We start from the raw sequence: 17,290 nt of genomic DNA, 5'->3' as shown, positions 1-17,290 counted from the left end.
GATCGGGATGTGAGCCGTTGCGCGATACCTTCGAAGTGGTCGTTTGCGCTATGTGAGTATTGGTAGGCACTGGTCCGCCATGCTTTGGTCTATCACCGGGGCTGTGGCGGGTGTCGAGGCCATCGTGGACTCTTGGAAGGGGGCCGACGAAGGTGCGATTGTCGGGCAGCGGTCGTGTAGATGAAAACCACGGAGTAGAAATACTCGGTTGCAGTTGCGGGAGTCCAAGACTGCCATGATCGAGTGGGTTCTCCCCCGTGGCATACAGGACCGGTAGGACGTCGGCACCTCCAGGGATGCTCGGTGCGTTACCGTGTGTGCGGTATCGCGGCATCCCCGGGGTTCCGGTGAGTTCACAGCGGGACAGGACTCGATAACGTCCCGGTGTGACGCGAGCTACTCTGGGTTAGTGCTCTCGTCGGGCTTTGTTGCCTCGGCACGTGGCTGCTCGTCGGGCTTGTCCGCAGTGGAGCGGGCGCCTTCGTCGACGCCTTTCTTGAACTCAGAGGTCGCTGACCCAATCGAACGAGCGAGACCGGGAAGCCGCTTACCTCCAAAGATGAGGAGGAGCACGACGACGACAACAATGAGGTCGGTAGGACTGAATATATCTGCTAGTAACATGGTACTCCTTCGGTACTTCTCCATTAACTTAGCACGAGAGGTTAGACAAAATGAACTTTCTCGTCTCCCGGCTATTATCTGTTCCTTCGTTACTGGCGTTGGTTCTGGTTTTCGCATTCCCTGCATTGGAAGCCTCTATTTTCCTGGGTTTCATCTTCCCTGGTGAGACTGCTGTCGTGTTGGGGGGCGTGCTGGCCGCTGAAGGTCGTTTCCCGGTATGGCTCGTAGGGGGGATTGCGGCTGCGGGTGCAATTATTGGTGATTCGGTTGGGTATTGGGTCGGCGCTCGATACGGGCCGCGGGTGATGAAGAAGATTCCGCGCCGACTGCTAAAGCCAGAGTCGCTTGACAAGGCTATTGACCTATTGCGTCGGCGGGGAGGCCTCGGCGTATTTGTTGGCCGGTTTACGACGGTCCTTCGTGTGCTGATTCCAGGGGCTGCGGGGATTGCCGAGATGCGCTACCGGCGGTTCCTGGTCTTTAATGCGCTCGGTGGCATCTGTTGGGCGGGACTCTACACAGGGCTTGGGTATGTCGCAGGAGCGAACTATGCATCCGTGTTGAAGGATGCAAGTCTGACGAGTGAGATTGTGTTGGCGCTTGTGGTTGTCTTATTCTTCGGTGTTGGGCTATATCGACACTTTGGTCCGTCCTTGCGGAAGCCAAATCCTGCTGCTGAGGATTGATGCGTGCCGTTTTGGGAGTGTGAGAGTGGTTGGAAACCTCAGATCTCCCTCCTTCGACGAAGTCGCTCGGTGAGGAAGGGGATGGTGAGTGTCCTCGTGGCGTGCAGCTGGGCGATTGGCGATACCCGTAGGCCGCGAAAGGTGATCTTGGTGAGGAGCGATAGGTCACGTTGCAACAGTGCAGCGACAAACATGCGTTGGACGTGCCAAGCGATGATGCGTTCACGGTCACTGGCGTCAAGGAGCGCCATGGCGTCAGTGGTGTGGATCATCCGTTCGAGAGTCGTCCAGAAGCGATGCAGGTCCTTAGAGACGCCGTCAGGTGAATCACGGTAGAGAACGAGGTCCTGTTCAAGAACGGCCAAGGTACCCTTCTTGGCACAGGCAATCCAGAACGCCCAATCTTCCACGGTGTCGAGTGTTGAGTCAAACCCGCCGACCTCGGCTGCGAGTTGGCTGCGCATGAGGACCGTTGATGTCTGGAACTGATTCATCAAGGTGAGGTCTCGATAGCTCAACCAACGAATCGACAAGTCCTGGCGTGGCACAGGAGATGTTCGCGACCAGCGGGTGGCGATAAGGTCGAGGTGTGGGTGTAGCTCTAAAAGTCTGATCTGGCGCTCGAGCTTGGTTGGATGCCAGACGTCATCGTCGTCGAGGAATGCGATAACGTCGCCATTGACATGGGCTAGACCTTTGTTACGTGCTGCAGAAACGCCCTGGTTGGCCTGTTCGATGATCGTTGCTGCTGGCATGACGCTGCGCGCAATCGCTACAGAATCATCGGTGGAGCCATCATCGACGATGATGATCTCTGACGGTGGGTATGACTGCACCGCCACGCTCGTCAGAGCAGCGGCGAGGGTAGCGTGGGCGTTGTAGCAGGTGACGATGACTGAGATTTGCATTGACTCCCAGGATTCTGTTGATGGTTGCGGCTGCTAGCCTAGCATCTCATGAGTGACGGCTTTTCGGCGAGACGATCCTATTGCCTGGACTAGCGGAGCTCGCTGACCTTTTGCCCTCGGCGCAGCTGATTGGCGAATCGGTGTCGTTGACGGATCTGACACTTGACTCGCGGGCGGTTCGCCCTGGGTCGCTGTTTTGTGCAACCCGGGGCAGTCGTTACGATGGACATATCTTCATCGATGATGCGATCGAGGCCGGAGCGGCGGCGGTGATGGTCGCGCATCCGGTGAACGTGAAGGTTCCCCAACTCATTGTCCCCTCGGTGCGCCACGCGATCGGCCGTGTCGCGAGTTATTTTTTCGGTGAGCCATCGAAGTCGCTAGAGGTGATTGGGATCACGGGTACCAACGGGAAGACGACCACCTCGTATCTGATCGAGTCGGTGTTGAATAGGACCGAGCGCAGCGTTGGTCTAATCGGAACGATCGAATCGAGATTTGCCGGGCTCAATCGGCCGAGTATTTATACGACACCGGAGGCCCCTGACCTGCACCGTCTCCTGGCTGACATGCTCCAGGATGGGACGCAGTCCGTAGTCATGGAGGTCTCGTCGCATGGTATCGATCAGCATCGGATTGATTCGATGCGTTTTGAAGTGGCCGTGTTCACGAATCTGTCGCCCGAGCATCTCGACTATCACGGCACGATGGAGCAGTACTATTACACCAAGGCGCGACTATTCGTGCCGACCCTCACCAATGTCGCTGTCATCGGTACGGATACCGAGTGGGGGCGTCGGCTAGCCAGTCAAGTGGCGGTTGAACATGTGACCTACGGACCAGGGCCGAGCAACGATTTTGTCGTCTCAGACATCGAGCTCCTCTCGATCGGCACCCGTTTTCTCCTCCGTCACCATGGACAGACAACCCAGTTGACCGTTCCAATACTTGGCGCCCACAACGCGTACAACGCAGCAGCGGCAGCAGCAGCCGGTTTTGTCCTAGGGGTGGACCAAGACGTCGTCTATGCGGGCATAGAGAATTGTCATGCGGTGGCTGGCCGTTTTGAGTCAATCACAATGGGGCAGGATTTTCAGGTCGTGGTGGACTATGCGCACACCCCAGATGCGATCCGATCGCTTATCGAGACGGTCAGGCTTCAGTCCTCGGCCGGCAAAGTCATTTTGGTGGCGGGAGCCCGAGGGCGACGCGATCGGCTCAAGCGTCCAGAGCTCGGCCGGGCTGCGGCGACGAGCGATCTTGCGATCTTGACGGCAGATAACCCAGGTGATGAAGAGCCTGCTGAGATTGTCGCTCAGTTATTGGCTGGCACCCTCGACGTCGCTACCTCTCGCATCGTGGTTGAATTGGACAGGCGCAGGGCGATCGAGTTCGCTATTAACGAGGCTGAACCGGGAGATACGGTGCTCATTGTGGGCAGAGGACACGAGCAAAGCTTGAGGGTTGGTCCTGCAGTTGTCTATCTGGACGATCGCGAGGTGGCGCGGTCGGCGTTGATTGCCCGCGGTAGCCGCTGAGACTTACACCCTCTTACGGTAGATATTGACCGAAAGCGGAATCATGATGATCAGGAGGCCGACGCACCAGATGATCGCGGTGATGGTCAAATCACCGGTGGCGGATTGGGCTGCACGGGCTGCGACCGGGCCGTCCATGAGGCTCCTTGCTGCATTGACCGCCACACTCAGCGGCTGGTGATTGGCAAACCCACGCAGCCACGATGGCATACTCTCCACGGGAACGAAGGCAGATGAGGCGAAGGTGAGTGGGAAGAGCAAGGGGAAAGCCATCACCTGCGCGGTTTCACTGTTAGGCGCGGCCAGTCCGATCAACGCAAAGAACCACGAAAGCGCATAGGCAAAGAGGAGGGCGATGCCGATTCCCGCGAGAAACTCCCCTACGTTGGTTCCGATGCGAAAACCGACTAAGAAACCGACGATCACCATGATAACGATCACCACCAGGTTGCGGATGAGATCTGCGATCGTTCTTCCTGCCAGAACCGCAGAGCGTGTCATGGGAAGGGCATGAAAGCGTTCAATGAGCCCTTTCTGGAGGTCCTCGGCCAAGCCAACGCCGGTCTGGACTGAGCCAAAGGCGATCGTCTGGATGAAGATTCCTGGCATCAGATAGTTGACGTAACTCAGGCCAAGCTTGGAGGTCTCTGAGCCGATGGCACCCCCGAAGACGTAGCGGAAGAGGAGTACGAACATTACTGGTTGGATCGTAGAGAAGACCAACGACTGGGGTATACGGACATAGTTCAGGAGATTACGCTTGGTGATCGTGAGGGCATCGGCCACCATCCAATAGAGACGAGAGCGGTGCGGACTGGTCGTAAGTTCTGCGAGTGCCATGGGCCTATCCCTCCATTGTCGCTGGTTGTTCGGTGAGCGCGAGAAAGACATCGTCGAGGCTCGGTTCGCGAAGGTTGATTCTGGTCGGGTTGATCTTCTCGTTGAGCAGACGCTCAAGGACCAGTGCGGTGGTCGCTGCACCATCAGCCACAGGAATCTCTAAGCGATTCTCAACCTGTTGTACGGCCGCCGAGGCCAGCGAGGTGACGGCTGCCTTGGCTTTGTCGGTGACCTCTTCGTCCTTGAAGGAAAGTTCTAGCACCGTTGCTCCAAAGTTCGCTTTAAGCTGATCTGGCGTACCCTCGGCGATCACGAGGCCATGATCGACGACAGCGATCCGCGATGCCAGTCGATCCGCCTCCTCGAGGTATTGCGTGGTCAACAGTACGGTTGTCCCATTCACGAGGAGTTTTTCGATGATCTCCCAAAGGTCGTTGCGACTTTTGGGATCGAGGCCGGTAGTAGGTTCATCGAGGAACAGCACCGGAGGCCGTGCGACGAGGGCCGCAGCGAGGTCAAGTCGCCGTCGCATCCCTCCTGAGTAGGTGCTGAGCACGCGTTTGGCCGCGTACTCAAGGCCAAAGTCATGGAGGAGCTCAGCGGACCGGTCCCTTGCAACTTGTTTCGGGAGGTGGTTGAGCCGGCTAATCATGAAGAGATTCTCCTCACCCGTTAGCCGTTCGTCGACCGCCGCAGCCTGACCCGCAAGACCGAGGTGTTCGCGGACCTGCTGGGGGGATTTGGTGACGTCGATGCCCATAATGGTCGCCTCGCCATTGTCGGGAGGGATGATGGTGGTGAGAATCCTGACGATGGTCGTCTTCCCAGCCCCATTAGGACCGAGTAGACCAAAAACGGTTCCAGCCTCCACCTGAAAGCTCACATCCTCCAGGGCAGTAACGCCTCCTTTGAACGTTTTGCGCAGGTTGCGCACCTCGATGGCTAGGGTCATCTCACCTCCGATGGGCTTGATCAAATGTTGTGTTGCTAGGGGTCTCAGCTGACGAAGACGTCGTCGTTATGAGCTCGCTGTCCTCAGGTTAGTTGTTTCTCTACAGATCTTCCTATCTCAACACAGGAACGATGCCTGATTAATCCCGAGAGCAGGGAACAAGTCCGCTTCAGGCCTTATACTTTGCCGAGCCCATACTTGAAGCAGGACTTGTGGTCGTAGTCCTCCTGGCCTCAAATAGCTAGGGAGCGTCAGGTAACTGGCTTGCTCTACCGTCTTTGGGCGACCGTCTTTGTTGGACGGCCGGGCCCGGGCCTCTCAGCGTATCGGGAGATGGCCTGAGCGCCCCCGGTAGGATTCGAACCTACGCACCCGGCTCCGGAGGCCGATGCTCTATCCCCTGAGCTACGGGGGCTCAATCAGGCGAACCCGAGTCTAGCGTTCTCTGAGGTCTGAGACGCCGAGTGCATTGTCTGCGCTGGTAGCGCTGATATGCTTTGCTCAAAGCTCTTCGTTGCCCGGCGATAGCTGTATTCGATACGTGAAGGAGTAAACAGTGGCGATTGCAGACCGGCTGTTGACGTTGGTGCACACCACTGCACAGGATAGTTTTGCGATACTTCAGGCTGATCCTACGCCTTTAGGGGCGGTTGCGATTGATGAACCGGCGATCCCTGATCATGGCGATTACGCGACAAATGCAGCGATGGTGCTCGCAAAGACACTGGGAACGCCTCCTCGGATCATCGCTGAGCAGCTTGCCGAGCGACTTCGTGCCGATGCGATGGTGGATCGGGTGACCGTCGCTGGCCCTGGCTTCTTGAACTTTTGGATCGCTCCCGAGGCGTTGGGTCGAGAGATTACGGCACTGCTTGACGAAAAGGTTGAGTACTTTCGCCCTGACCTAGGCCACGGTGCCACTGCCCAGGTCGAGTTCGTGTCGGCGAACCCTACTGGTCCGCTCCATGTTGGCAATGGTTGGCTTGCGACCTACGGTGATGCGCTGAGTCGGCTGCTTGAATTTGTGAACTATCGGGTGACTCGAGAGTACTACGTGAACGATACCGGGGGGCAGATTCGACAGCTTGGTGCCTCTATCATTGCGGTCCGGCGCGGAGACGAGGTGCCTGAAGGTGGATATCAGGGGGCGTATATCTCTGATCTGGCGCTTCGTTATCAGGGCGCAGATGATGTGGTGGAGGCTGGCAGCTGGGCCGTCCCGATCATTCTGGAATTGATCCAAGCAACGCTTGGTTCACTCGGCATCGAGATGGATAGTTGGTTTTCGCAGGCCTCGATCGAGGAGTCGGGGGATGTCGCCGAGGTGGTGGCCAAGTTGGATGCACAGGGAGCGACCTATGAGCGTGACGGCGCGCTCTGGTTCGCCTCTGAGCGCTTTGGTGATAGCCGTGACCGGGTGATGCGTAAGTCCAACGGGGACTTCACCTACCTTGCCGGAGATATCGCCTATCACTATAACAAGCTCGTGGTTCGATCGTTTTCGCTGGTGATTGACGTTCTGGGGGCCGATCATCATGGTCAAGTTGCCTCCATGATGGCTGCGGTGCGTGCGCTTGGCATCGATGAACATCGGTTGGAGATCAAACTTGGTCAGATGGTGTCCCTGCTCGAACAGGGCCAAGCGGTTAAGTTCTCCAAGCGTGCTGGAACGGCGATTCCTCTTGACTGGCTGATCCAAGAGTTGGGCCGTGATGCAACGCGGCTGCTGATCCTCTCTAGCTCCATCGATCGCGCCTCGCAGATCGACCTGGCGCAGGCGAAGGCGCAGTCGATGGAGAACCCGGTCTACTACATTCAGTACGCTTATGCTCGGATCTCGGCGTTGCTGCGCAATGTGGTGAGTCGTGGTGTCAGCAGTGAGCCGAGTTCGTCTGAAGCACTGGCCGGTCTAAGCCATCCTCGCGAAGTAGCCCTGATGAAGGATCTCTTGCGGTTGGAATCGGTGATCACACGTGCTGCGCACGAGCGGGCTCCTCATAAGATTGTCGGCTGGTTGATGCAGGCGGCCGCTGATTTTCATGGTTTCTATCATGACTGTCCGGTACTCACGGCTGAGCCTGCCGTGCGTGATGCCCGACTGACGTTGGCCACAGCCACACAACTCGCATTGGGCGTCGCGCTTGAACTGCTCGGGGTGACGCCCCTCGAGGAGATGTGAGTTGGCCGACCTAGGGGTACTCCCTGAACATCTCGCCCCACAGGGTGCCACGGTCGATGGCCTTGGTGAGCTCTTGGTGGGTGGCCTCGCAGTGAGCGAGCTCGCAGGCCGTTTTGGAACCCCGCTGTTCATCTATGATGAGGGACATCTCCGGAGCCGGATGCGCGAGGCAGCCAACGGGTTTGGTCGAGGACAAGTCATCTACGCCTCCAAGGCATTCCCGACGATTGCCATGGCAAGGATCGTCGATGAAGAACGGTTGTGGTGGGACGCCGCATCGCTTGGGGAGATGAAGGCGGGTCTACTTGGTGGAGTCAAGCCAGCGCGTATGGTGCTCCATGGGAACAACAAGTCGATGGAGGAGTTACGGTTGGCGGTCGAGGTGGGGATCGGCAGAGTGGTGGTCGATTCATTCGATGAAATCGACCGGCTTGAAGGTCTGGCGGGAGATGCGATCCATGTGTGGCTTCGGGTGACCCCTGGCATTGAGGCACACACGCATGCCTATGTACGCACGGGGCAACAGGACTCCAAGTTTGGCTTCAATCTTGCCAATGGGGACGCTCAGCGCGCGATTACGCGGATGAAGACAAGTTCACGTTTCGTGCTGTCCGGCCTCCACTGTCACATCGGTTCTCAGGTTTTTGCGCTGGACTCCTTCCGCGAAGCGGTGGCGATCATGGTCGAGCTCGTGCAGGAGAACGATGTTGAAGAGTTATGCATCGGTGGTGGGTTTGGAGTCGGGTACTTGCGGGACGAGCTGGTCCCCTCGCTTGGCGATTGGACGCATTGGCTCCGCGAAACGTTGGATGCACATGGCATTGACCCAGAGCGAACCTTTGTTGAACCAGGTCGCGCAATCGCTGCTGCAGCTGCAGTCACTATCTACACCGTTGGAGTCATCAAAGCGATACCTGGAGTGCGTACCTATGTGGCTGTCGACGGAGGTATGAGCGATAATCCGCGTCCCGTCCTCTACGGGAGTGGTTACGAAGCCTACGCCCCGTCCCGCTTATTTGCTGCGCACGACACGACGGTAGCCCTTGTCGGCAAACACTGCGAGTCAGGCGACGTGCTCGTACGGGAAGCTCGTCTCCCGTCGGATCTGCGCGTTGGCGAACTCGTCATGACGCCGGTCACTGGCGCCTATGGTTGGGCGATGGGATCGAACTATAACAAGCTGCCACGACCGGCCGTTGTTGGGGTTCACCAAGGACAGGCGCGATTGATGGTCCGGAGGGAGACGGTTGACGATCTCTTTCGTTTGGAGTTGGGTCTATGAAAGTCGGTCTTTTGGGGTGCGGAACGGTGGGCAGCGCGCTCGTTTCACTGCTCGCAGAGGAGGGAGATCGGCTCGCTTACCTACTAGGTGAACCTCTCGAAGTCGGACGCATCTTGGTTCGTACTCTGGACAAGGAACGGAGTGGGCCAATACCAGCTGGTTTGCTGACAACCCAGTTGGCCGAGGTGATCGACGATGACGAGATCGAGGTGGTGGTCGAGCTCATAGGACCTGGTGAGTTTGCCCTCTCCGCGATTCGGGCTGCGCTTGGGGCAAAAAAGTCGGTGGTGACGGCCAATAAGGAGATCCTGAGTACGCACTTTCCTGAACTTGAACTTGCTGCTCAGGCGGTGCATCGAGATATCTTTTTTGAGGCGGCGGTGGCGGGAGGTATTCCGCTCATCCGTGCATTGCGGGTCTCGCTTTTTGGTGAGCGACTTTCACGGATTGTGGGTATCGTAAACGGAACGACCAACTACATTCTGACCCGGATGCAGGAGGAGCATCTCAGCCTCGAGGCGGCGCTGCTGGAAGCTCAGCAACTCGGTTATGCTGAGGCGGATCCTTCGGGAGATCTGTCCGGCAGGGATGCAGCCTCCAAACTTGCGATCATTGCCAGTATCGCCTTTGGAGGCCATGTTGACGTAGGAGACGTAACAGTGGATGGAATCTGGGGAGTAACCCCAGCGGATTTTGACTTCGCAGAGCGGAGCGGAGGAGTCATCAAACTCCTTGCGCAGGCTGAGCGAGACATCACCACCTCGGATGCCCCCGTTCGTGTCGAAGTATTTCCAGCTATCGTGATGTCGACGCACCCTTTGGCTAGTGTTCGCGGTTCATTCAACGCGATCTTTGTGGAAGGGTCGGCGGTTGGTCAGCTGATGTTCTCTGGTCCTGGAGCAGGTGGTCTGCCGACGGCATCGGCCGTCTTGGCCGACATCATCGACGCAGTGAGGAACCTGCGAAGTGCCACTCGAGCACCGATGCGCATCGCTGAGGGTACCCGCTTTGTCGAGGATTCAGCCATTGAGGCAGTCTTTGCACTCTCCATGGAGGTGGTCGATGCTCCTGGGGTCCTCGCGCAGGTGAGCGAGGTGTTTGGTCAGCATGGTGTCTCGATCGCTCGTATGGAGCAGGACGAACTCGGTGGCGAGCTTGCGCATCTGGTCTTCCTTACACACCGTACCCGTCTTTCTGCCATCAAGGCAACGATGGCGGGACTGGCAGGACTCGATGTGATCGAGCGGTTACACCAAATTTTGCGCGTCTTGGAATGAGGAGTGAAGGCATGAAAAAGGAGACCTGGCCAGGGGTGATCGAGCGATATCGCGCATTTTTACCCGTTGATGCGACGACGCCAGTCGTGAGCCTTGGTGAGGGAGGAACACCTCTACGGTACGCCCCACGACTGTCAGGTCGGGTGGGAGCAGATGTCTATCTCAAGCTGGAAGGATTCAACCCCACTGGCTCCTTCAAGGATCGTGGCATGACCATGGCGGTTTCGCAGGCGCTCGCAGAGGGGAGCCGTACTATTATCTGCGCCTCTACTGGCAACACCTCAGCGAGCGCGGCGGCCTATGCGGCTGCTGCGGGGATTGATGCAGTAGTGTTGATACCCTCGGGTCATATCGCTCTTGGCAAGCTGGCACAGGCGCTTGTCTATGGAGCACAGGTGATTCAGATCGATGGTAATTTCGATGAAGGTCTCCGCCTCGTTCGTGCTCTTGGAGAGTCCCATCCGTTGACGATCGTCAATTCCATCAACCCCTATCGCCTCCAGGGACAAAAGACGGGAGCCTTTGAGGTGATTGACGAACTCGGGTTTGCCCCCGATGCTCAGTTCATTCCTGTTGGCAATGCTGGTAATATCAGCGCGTATTGGCTTGGCTATCGGGAGTATTACGAAGCTGGCTACGCGCAGCAGCTCCCGAAGATGTTTGGTGTGCAAGCAGCTGGTGCTGCACCCATCGTCAACGGTGCAGTCGTGCCACAGCCCGAGACGGTCGCGACCGCCATCCGCATCGGCAATCCTGCCAGTTGGTCACTTGCGTTAGCAGCGCGTGATGAATCCGGTGGGGCAATTACGGCGGTGACCGACGAAGAGATCCTTCAGGCATATATACTCTTAGCGAGAGATGAGGCAGTATTCTGTGAACCAGCCTCAGCAGCGTCAGTAGCTGGACTTCTCAAAACCCCGGTTGTTCCTGGTTCGTCAATTGTTTGTGTGCTGACCGGAAATGGGTTAAAGGATCCAGACACTGCGGTATCCCAAGTGCAAGTACCAAAGGTAGTGGGTACGTCAATGAAAGAAGTGGCAGAGGCGATTGGTCTGTGATTTTTGAGATCAGGATTTGATGGATACCTCGTCACTCAATTCGCCAAGTTCCTTGGCAAAGAAGGGAAAGAACTGATGGACGTATCGTCTGGTACGCTTGAATCGCTTGATAAAGAGACACTGATGGGGCTTGCTCGCCAGCTCGATCTCAAGGTCTCTGCTCGGCTGAGAAAGGCAGAGCTGATCTCGATGATCGAAGGTCGCGGATCCGCTGGTGGGGAGCACGATACGCCGGCAGGGCAACAAAGCGTTGTCTCGTCTGCTCAGACCCACCAACGTGATAGCACGAATGGATCCAGCACGAATGGATCCAGCACGAACGGGTCTAGCACGAACGGATCGGCTCCCGATGGGGAATCCCGCCAGGAGGCCTCGCAAGCGAGGACCAGCGGTCATAATCGGCCTACCAATGGGACGAGCGAGTCGAAGCGTGCCGAGAGTACCCGCGGGGGCCTTGCGACACTGATCCCACCCATCACGGTGAATCCTACCGAGCGCACAAATGCGCCACAAGTCGATGAATCACCGAGTCCCTCCCAGCAGCCCCGAGGGGAAGACGGGGCTTCGCGTCGCTCTCGACGCAATAGGCGAGGCAAGGATCGAACGGATCGCCCAGAGGGTTCGGAGAGATCAGAGAGTCAGCAACCGGTAGAGCTGGTGACCGTCTCTGGTGTGTTGGATCTGCGTGATGATGGCTATGGTTTTCTTCGCACAAAGGGCTACCTCTCTTCAAAAGATGATGTTTACGTACCTGCATCATTGGCGCGGAGGATGAGTCTGCGACGTGGTGATATCGTCGTTGGTGGAGCCCGGCCCGCGGGATCGACGGAGAAGTATCCTGCACTATCGAGGGTGGATACCGTTACGGGTCTCGATCCAGAAACTGCGAAGGCACGTCGTCGGTTCGAGGATCTCACTCCGCTTTTTCCGAATGAGCGACTCACGCTCGAGACCAGTGCCGACCCAACCAACATTACACCACGGATCATTGATCTCATCGCGCCGATAGGGAAGGGACAGCGTGGGTTGATCGTCTCACCCCCGAAAGCCGGCAAGACGACCATCATGAAGGAGATCGCGAATGCGATCGAACGGAACAATCCAGATGTTGCACTCATTGTGCTTCTCGTGGATGAGCGACCTGAAGAGGTTACTGACTTCCGCCGTTCGGTCAAAGGTGAGGTGATTGCCTCGACCTTTGATCGCCCCGCAGAGGAGCACACCCAGGTGGCCGAGCTCACGATCGAGCGCGCGAAACGTATGGTTGAGATGGGGAGAGATGTGGTGGTCATTCTCGATGGCATCACTCGTTTGGCTCGCGCCTATAACCTTGCCCAGCCCGCCAGTGGAAGAATTATGTCGGGTGGTATTGACTCAGGGGCACTCTATCCACCAAAGAAGTTTTTCGGCGCGGCGCGCAACATCGAGGAGGGGGGATCGCTCACCATCCTCGCGACCGCTTTGGTTGAGAACGGATCGAAAATGGATGAGGTGATCTTTGAGGAGGTCAAGGGAACCGGCAACATGGAGTTGAAGCTTGACCGCCGACTTTCAGAGCGTCGGCTCTATCCCGCTGTTGACGTCAACGGCTCCTCTACCCGCCACGAAGAGTTACTCTTCTCACGTGATCACCTGAACCAGATCTGGAAGCTCCGGAGGGTCCTAAATGCGATCACCCAAGATGGGACGGCCGCAGCAGGACTCGAGTTGTTGCTCGACAAGGTTCGCAGTACGCGATCGAATAGCGAATTCCTCGCCGAGATCGCCCGCAGCTCGGGAATGCAATAGGAGGATCAGGCGTTAACGGGCTTGGGGGATGGGGCGCTATGCTGATGGGCGGAGTTGGCGGTAGTAGTCTGGTTGCCATGGTGTGAACTCGGAGTTCATGGCGCGTTGTTGTCAATGGTTGGCAAGCGAGTCTGAGACTCCGAAGACCGAATCGATGTTTTGATGCTTCCGTTACCGTGCGAGAGTGGGCGTTCAGCCCGGATCAATCGGCGATAACGGTTGTCCTGGCGGCATGGATGATGTCAGCGGCGGCAATGTTGGCGGTGATAACTAGCTGGCCAGCGAGACGGCTCGTGGGCGCACGTGTTGTTGCGGTCCCGGATGAGAGGGTGCGCCCGTTTTGGGCCGCCATGGGAAGAATAGGACAGAGGACATTATGAAGAGCGATATTCATCCAGAGTACGTGGTGGCCACCGTGCATTGTTCGTGCGGAAACACCTTTGTGACTCGTTCGACCAAGGCTGACCTGCACATAGAGTTGTGCAACGAGTGCCATCCGTTCTACACGGGCCGACAGAAGTTGGTGGATACCGGAGGCCGTGTCGAGCGCTTCCAACGCCGTTATGGTGATCGTTCCAAGAATCGAGCACAATAGCTCGAGGCTCGCGCCTTGGATGTAACTGGGTTACCACCTGCGTCAGTTATCGCTCGGGCGTATGGCCCGTTTGCGACGGTGTGTGAGATGGGAGAATCCTGGCGGATTGGTCTCACCTCCGATGCCGTCATCGTTTGGCCAGTCCCAGGTTTCTCAGTGCCTTCGATGGAGGCGGTACTTGGTCAGGTGATCAAAGCTCGTCGGCGCTATCCGGAGTATCCGTGTAAGGTTATCCTCCCGACTCACGTTGGCAATCGCGATGATCACCTTTTGGTGGCGGTTGAGGACTTTAACTCGGTGTTCGCTAGGGCCACCCCCGGCGTTGAGGTGTTGACGCTGCATCGGGATGTGTTCTCTCGGCTTTGTCCGCCGTCTCCCCTGGTGGCAGTCACACCTGGCATACTCCCGGTTCGGTTCCAAGCGTTGGCCCAGCAGGTCTTTGGGCGAGCGGCGCAACCCGAATATGCGTGGTATCAAGGTTCTGTCTTTGCGGAGTATCTTGGGGTCCCAGTACTCGGATTGGTGGAAGAGTCTCTCGTTGTGGGTATTGATCCACGCGACCAGGCGATGGCCAAGGAGGCGCTGATGACACCAGAGTCACTGGAGGCATTCGCCCGAGAGGTTCTCGTGACGTTGCTGGGGTCACGCGAGCGCCGCCAAGGCCGATTCGATTTTTCCCGGGTCGCATTGGGCCGTCTCCTGCGATCACGTTTCCGCCTCGAGCACCCTGAGGTCATGCCCGTCGAGTTCGGTACGGTTGGACAGGCAAGGTCGCGTGCCTACGCGAAGATGGGCCAGGAGTTCTACGGATTTGGTAGCGCGGTCGACCTGTGGCTCATCGTGGAGACGGCTGCCCTCTGGCTGCTGGCTGGTCAAGCGAGGCAGGTCACCTACGTTCTTGATGGAGAACCAATGAAGGCGTTCGTGGAGTTGGCTAGGCTAGTAGGAGTTCCCTATTCGATCGAGGTCAAGGAGCTAACCGGTGGCTGATAGGCGTCTGGAGAAGTTCGAGCTCGAGTATCAGCGCAGCATCGAGGAGATGTCTGATCCGAAGCTGTTTCAGGATCAGCATCGAGCTCGCGAGGTCGCACGACGTCACAAGGCGCTCGAGGCAATTGTCGCGACCCTGCGTGAGGTCGACAAGCTGCAGGAGGATTTGGCGGCAGCCACTGAGTTTTACCAGGCGGCTCCCCTTGACGAGCGGTCCCTTTGGGGCGATGAAATAGCGTCCCTCGAAACTGTTCTTGCCGCGAAGACAGAGGAGCTCGAGATCCTCCTTTTGCCACAGGACCCTAACGATGGCCGTAATGTGATTCTTGAGATTCGTGGGGCCGAAGGTGGGGAAGAGGCGAACCTTTTTGCTAAGGATTTGACGGAGATGTATCAGCGCTTCGGCGACAGGATGGGGTGGCGTGTCGAGATGCTGGCTGCAGATCCGTCTGAGCTTGGTGGTTATAACTTCGCTTCGCTGTTGGTCAAAGGGGATGATGCGTGGCGTCGATTGAAGCATGAAGCGGGCCCCCATCGGGTCCAACGGGTGCCAGTGACTGAGACCCAAGGAAGGGTACATACCTCTTCCGCGACGGTAACGGTATTGCCTGAGGCCGACGAGGTTGAGGTCCAGATCGATCCAAATGACCTTCGGATCGACGTCTATCGATCGACGGGACCTGGAGGACAGTCGGTCAACACGACGGACTCGGCGGTGAGAATCACCCATATCCCTACCGGGATTGTTGTGGCGATGCAGGATGAGAAGAGCCAGATACAGAACCGCGCCAAGGCGTTGCAGGTGTTGCGGGCGCGACTGCTCAAGGCCGAACAGGACCGGGTGAACGAGGAGCTTTCGCGCACGAGGAAGTCCCAGGTTGGCGGTGGTGGTCGCTCTGAGAAGATTCGTACCTACAACTTCAAGGAGAACAGGGTCACTGATCATCGGATCAAACTGACGTTGCATCGCCTTGACCAGATTTTGATGGGCGACCTTCTTGAAATCTCTGATGCGCTGATCCAGGACGAGCGCGCCGCACAGCTACTTGATCAGGATGATGGTCGCTGATTCTGCGCGCGAGGCTATCACCCCCTCCGCGCCCCCTTCCGTCTTCCCTACTCGGGTGCAACAGCGATGGTTGGAGCAAGCAGCTAGGGAGGTCGCGGCACGTACCGGGCAACCTGCGGTTGCCGTGCTCGCCCATTATCGATCGCGTTTAGATGATGGCGAGCCACTCCAATACGTGCTGGGGAGCTGGCAATTCCGATGGCTGAACTTGGGGGTGGACCGTCGGGCACTTATCCCTCGTCCAGAGACGGAGCTGCTAGTTGACCTTGTCGTCGCAGAAGTAGACAGTGGGAGATCGGGAAGAGTCTTAGAGCTAGGGACTGGTACGGGTGCTATTGCGGCATCCCTCGCACACGAGTTTCCGACGCTCCAAGTCGTGGCGACCGACTTCTCTAGGGATGCCTTAGCGCTGGCCGCTGAAAATCTTCGCCAGCTAGAGCTTGACCAAAGGGTGGAGCTCCGTTTCGGTCGTTGGTGGGAGGCGGTGGAACCCCAAGAGCGTTTCGACGTCATCTGTTCGAACCCACCGTATGTGACCGATGATGAATGGATCGGATTGGACTCGACCGTCCGTGACTGGGAGCCAAGAGAGGCACTGGTAGCTGGCACTTCTGGTGTCGAGTGTTACGAAGTCATCTTCGCGCATGCAGGTTGTCATCTTGACCGAGGACACGGCACTGTTGTCGTTGAGATCGGTGCCGATCAGGGCGCTGAGGTTGTTGCCATTGCTCGTAATGCCTCCTTTGGCGCCGTTATCAAACAGGATTTGGTTGGTAGAGATCGTTTTGTGGTGGCTCGGCTATGATGCACCAGCCATCATCGATGCTGGTCTATAACCTGCGAACGGGACGTATCGTTGAACGCGACGATTCCGCTGCTATCGAGTGGGCACGGTCGGAGCTCCGCGATGGACAATGTGTCATCGCTCCAACCGATACCGTCATCGGTCTCCTCGCCGACGCTCGCAACCCCCTGGCAGTCGCGAATATCGCACGCATCAAAGGACGTACGAGTGCGACTCCCGCACCGGTATTGATCGATAGCGTTGCGATGGCCGTGCGATTGGCTGCACCGTCGATGATGGGGCTATTGTCGCGCGTCAGCGATCTGTGGCCAGGGCCGCTTTCGGTGATTGTCGATATCGATGATCCACTCGGTGAGGCTGTAAATCCGACAGCTGGGACGGCAGCGCTTCGGGTGCCAGCGGTACCATGGCTCCGTGCACTCTGTCGGGACATGCCGCTCGCTGCTTCTTCAGCCAACCGACATGGCGTGGCTACCGAAACCAGCGTTGAGGGGGCCATCGCTGCATTGACGGCTGGATCCTACGATGCCCCCCTTACCCTAGCGATCGATCGATCAGGGGATGGTGCGGCCGGGACCATTGCATCGACCGTCGTTGACCTCACCTGCCAGCCGCCAACGATCGTGCGACAGGGGGCATTAGCCTATGAGATCGTCGCAGAGCGGCTTCCCGGGCTACAACCTCGCTGAGCTAGTCCCG

The 17,290-nt window shown here is 57.7% G+C and carries 16 protein-coding genes and 1 tRNA gene; 12 read left to right on the top strand and 5 right to left on the bottom strand.

Annotation, left to right across the window (positions count from 1 at the left end; translation table 11 throughout):
* Positions 1 to 396: 396 nt before the first annotated feature.
* Positions 397 to 624 carry a twin-arginine translocase TatA/TatE family subunit gene (locus M7439_RS12025; RefSeq protein WP_298342387.1) on the bottom strand — a complete coding sequence of 76 codons (228 nt, stop codon included), beginning with the start codon at positions 622 to 624 and terminating at the stop codon, positions 397 to 399.
* Positions 625 to 674: 50 nt separating this feature from the next.
* On the opposite strand from M7439_RS12025, the gene M7439_RS12020 reads away from it, so the two are divergent.
* Complete coding sequence (locus tag M7439_RS12020; RefSeq protein ID WP_298342384.1) at positions 675 to 1,310, top strand: DedA family protein; 636 nt, start codon at positions 675 to 677, stop codon at positions 1,308 to 1,310.
* 38 nt (positions 1,311 to 1,348) lie between these two features.
* Here M7439_RS12020 and M7439_RS12015 read toward each other — a convergent pair whose 3' ends face one another.
* Positions 1,349 to 2,218, bottom strand: coding sequence for a glycosyltransferase family A protein (locus M7439_RS12015; protein ID WP_298342382.1), 870 nt, complete (start codon positions 2,216 to 2,218; stop codon positions 1,349 to 1,351).
* Between the two features lie 80 nt (positions 2,219 to 2,298).
* Between M7439_RS12015 and M7439_RS12010 the strand changes: the two genes are divergently transcribed.
* Positions 2,299 to 3,756: a UDP-N-acetylmuramoyl-L-alanyl-D-glutamate--2,6-diaminopimelate ligase gene (locus M7439_RS12010; RefSeq protein WP_298342380.1), complete on the top strand. Its 1,458-nt coding sequence runs from the start codon at positions 2,299 to 2,301 to the stop codon at positions 3,754 to 3,756.
* A 3-nt stretch (positions 3,757 to 3,759) separates the two neighbouring features.
* On the opposite strand, the gene M7439_RS12005 is transcribed toward M7439_RS12010, so the two are convergent.
* The 3 genes from M7439_RS12005 to M7439_RS11995 all read right to left on the bottom strand — a co-directional run bounded on the left by M7439_RS12005 (position 3,760) and on the right by M7439_RS11995 (position 5,963).
* A complete protein-coding gene (locus M7439_RS12005; protein WP_298342377.1) occupies positions 3,760 to 4,596 on the bottom strand; it encodes an ABC transporter permease in 837 nt (278 codons plus the stop codon).
* Positions 4,597 to 4,600: 4 nt separating this feature from the next.
* Positions 4,601 to 5,548 (bottom strand): ATP-binding cassette domain-containing protein, encoded by a 948-nt coding sequence (locus M7439_RS12000; protein WP_298342374.1) that lies wholly within the window; start codon positions 5,546 to 5,548, stop codon positions 4,601 to 4,603.
* A 343-nt stretch (positions 5,549 to 5,891) separates the two neighbouring features.
* Positions 5,892 to 5,963 (bottom strand) — tRNA-Arg (locus M7439_RS11995).
* A 141-nt stretch (positions 5,964 to 6,104) separates the two neighbouring features.
* Here M7439_RS11995 and argS point away from each other — a divergent pair.
* The 10 genes from argS (at position 6,105) to M7439_RS11945 (ending at position 17,280) form a co-directional block, all read left to right on the top strand.
* On the top strand, positions 6,105 to 7,727 hold the full coding sequence (gene argS / locus M7439_RS11990) for an arginine--tRNA ligase (RefSeq protein ID WP_298342372.1): 1,623 nt from the start codon (positions 6,105 to 6,107) through the stop codon (positions 7,725 to 7,727).
* 1 nt (position 7,728) lies between these two features.
* Positions 7,729 to 9,009, top strand: a complete 1,281-nt coding sequence (lysA, locus tag M7439_RS11985; RefSeq protein WP_298342369.1) for a diaminopimelate decarboxylase — start codon at positions 7,729 to 7,731, stop codon at positions 9,007 to 9,009.
* Positions 9,010 to 9,035: 26 nt separating this feature from the next.
* Positions 9,036 to 10,286 (top strand): homoserine dehydrogenase, encoded by a 1,251-nt coding sequence (locus M7439_RS11980; RefSeq protein WP_298442585.1) that lies wholly within the window; start codon positions 9,036 to 9,038, stop codon positions 10,284 to 10,286.
* An 11-nt stretch (positions 10,287 to 10,297) separates the two neighbouring features.
* A complete protein-coding gene (gene thrC / locus M7439_RS11975) occupies positions 10,298 to 11,344 on the top strand; it encodes a threonine synthase (RefSeq protein ID WP_298342361.1) in 1,047 nt (348 codons plus the stop codon).
* Between the two features lie 75 nt (positions 11,345 to 11,419).
* Positions 11,420 to 13,132, top strand: coding sequence for a transcription termination factor Rho (gene rho, locus M7439_RS11970; protein WP_298342358.1), 1,713 nt, complete (start codon positions 11,420 to 11,422; stop codon positions 13,130 to 13,132).
* A gap of 376 nt (positions 13,133 to 13,508) precedes the next feature.
* Positions 13,509 to 13,727, top strand: coding sequence for a 50S ribosomal protein L31 (gene rpmE / locus M7439_RS11965; RefSeq protein ID WP_298334737.1), 219 nt, complete (start codon positions 13,509 to 13,511; stop codon positions 13,725 to 13,727).
* Positions 13,728 to 13,814: 87 nt separating this feature from the next.
* Positions 13,815 to 14,717, top strand: coding sequence for a hypothetical protein (locus tag M7439_RS11960; RefSeq protein ID WP_298342355.1), 903 nt, complete (start codon positions 13,815 to 13,817; stop codon positions 14,715 to 14,717).
* Positions 14,710 to 15,786 carry a peptide chain release factor 1 gene (gene prfA, locus M7439_RS11955; protein ID WP_298342352.1) on the top strand — a complete coding sequence of 359 codons (1,077 nt, stop codon included), beginning with the start codon at positions 14,710 to 14,712 and terminating at the stop codon, positions 15,784 to 15,786. Before M7439_RS11960 ends, prfA begins: the two co-directional genes overlap by 8 nt.
* Positions 15,773 to 16,591, top strand: coding sequence for a peptide chain release factor N(5)-glutamine methyltransferase (gene prmC, locus M7439_RS11950; protein WP_298342349.1), 819 nt, complete (start codon positions 15,773 to 15,775; stop codon positions 16,589 to 16,591). The genes prfA and prmC overlap by 14 nt, the downstream gene beginning before the upstream one ends.
* On the top strand, positions 16,588 to 17,280 hold the full coding sequence (locus tag M7439_RS11945) for an L-threonylcarbamoyladenylate synthase (protein ID WP_298342344.1): 693 nt from the start codon (positions 16,588 to 16,590) through the stop codon (positions 17,278 to 17,280). The genes prmC and M7439_RS11945 overlap by 4 nt, the downstream gene beginning before the upstream one ends.
* The last annotated feature ends 10 nt before the right edge of the window (positions 17,281 to 17,290 follow it).

It is taken from the genome of Ferrimicrobium sp., assembly GCF_027319265.1.
Taxonomy (GTDB): Bacteria; Actinomycetota; Acidimicrobiia; order Acidimicrobiales; family Acidimicrobiaceae; genus Ferrimicrobium.
This window is presented reverse-complemented; position numbering and strand designations above follow the sequence as displayed.

Coding starts and splice junctions, on each gene's coding strand:
- M7439_RS12025 (WP_298342387.1), bottom strand. CDS start 624: ATGTTACTAGCAGATATATTCAGTCCTACCGACCTCATTGTTGTCGTC.
- M7439_RS12020 (WP_298342384.1), top strand. CDS start 675: ATGAACTTTCTCGTCTCCCGGCTATTATCTGTTCCTTCGTTACTGGCG.
- M7439_RS12015 (WP_298342382.1), bottom strand. CDS start 2,218: ATGCAAATCTCAGTCATCGTCACCTGCTACAACGCCCACGCTACCCTC.
- M7439_RS12005 (WP_298342377.1), bottom strand. CDS start 4,596: ATGGCACTCGCAGAACTTACGACCAGTCCGCACCGCTCTCGTCTCTAT.
- M7439_RS12000 (WP_298342374.1), bottom strand. CDS start 5,548: ATGACCCTAGCCATCGAGGTGCGCAACCTGCGCAAAACGTTCAAAGGA.
- thrC (WP_298342361.1), top strand. CDS start 10,298: ATGAAAAAGGAGACCTGGCCAGGGGTGATCGAGCGATATCGCGCATTT.
- rho (WP_298342358.1), top strand. CDS start 11,420: ATGGACGTATCGTCTGGTACGCTTGAATCGCTTGATAAAGAGACACTG.
- rpmE (WP_298334737.1), top strand. CDS start 13,509: ATGAAGAGCGATATTCATCCAGAGTACGTGGTGGCCACCGTGCATTGT.
- M7439_RS11960 (WP_298342355.1), top strand. CDS start 13,815: ATGGGAGAATCCTGGCGGATTGGTCTCACCTCCGATGCCGTCATCGTT.
- prmC (WP_298342349.1), top strand. CDS start 15,773: ATGATGGTCGCTGATTCTGCGCGCGAGGCTATCACCCCCTCCGCGCCC.
- M7439_RS11945 (WP_298342344.1), top strand. CDS start 16,588: ATGATGCACCAGCCATCATCGATGCTGGTCTATAACCTGCGAACGGGA.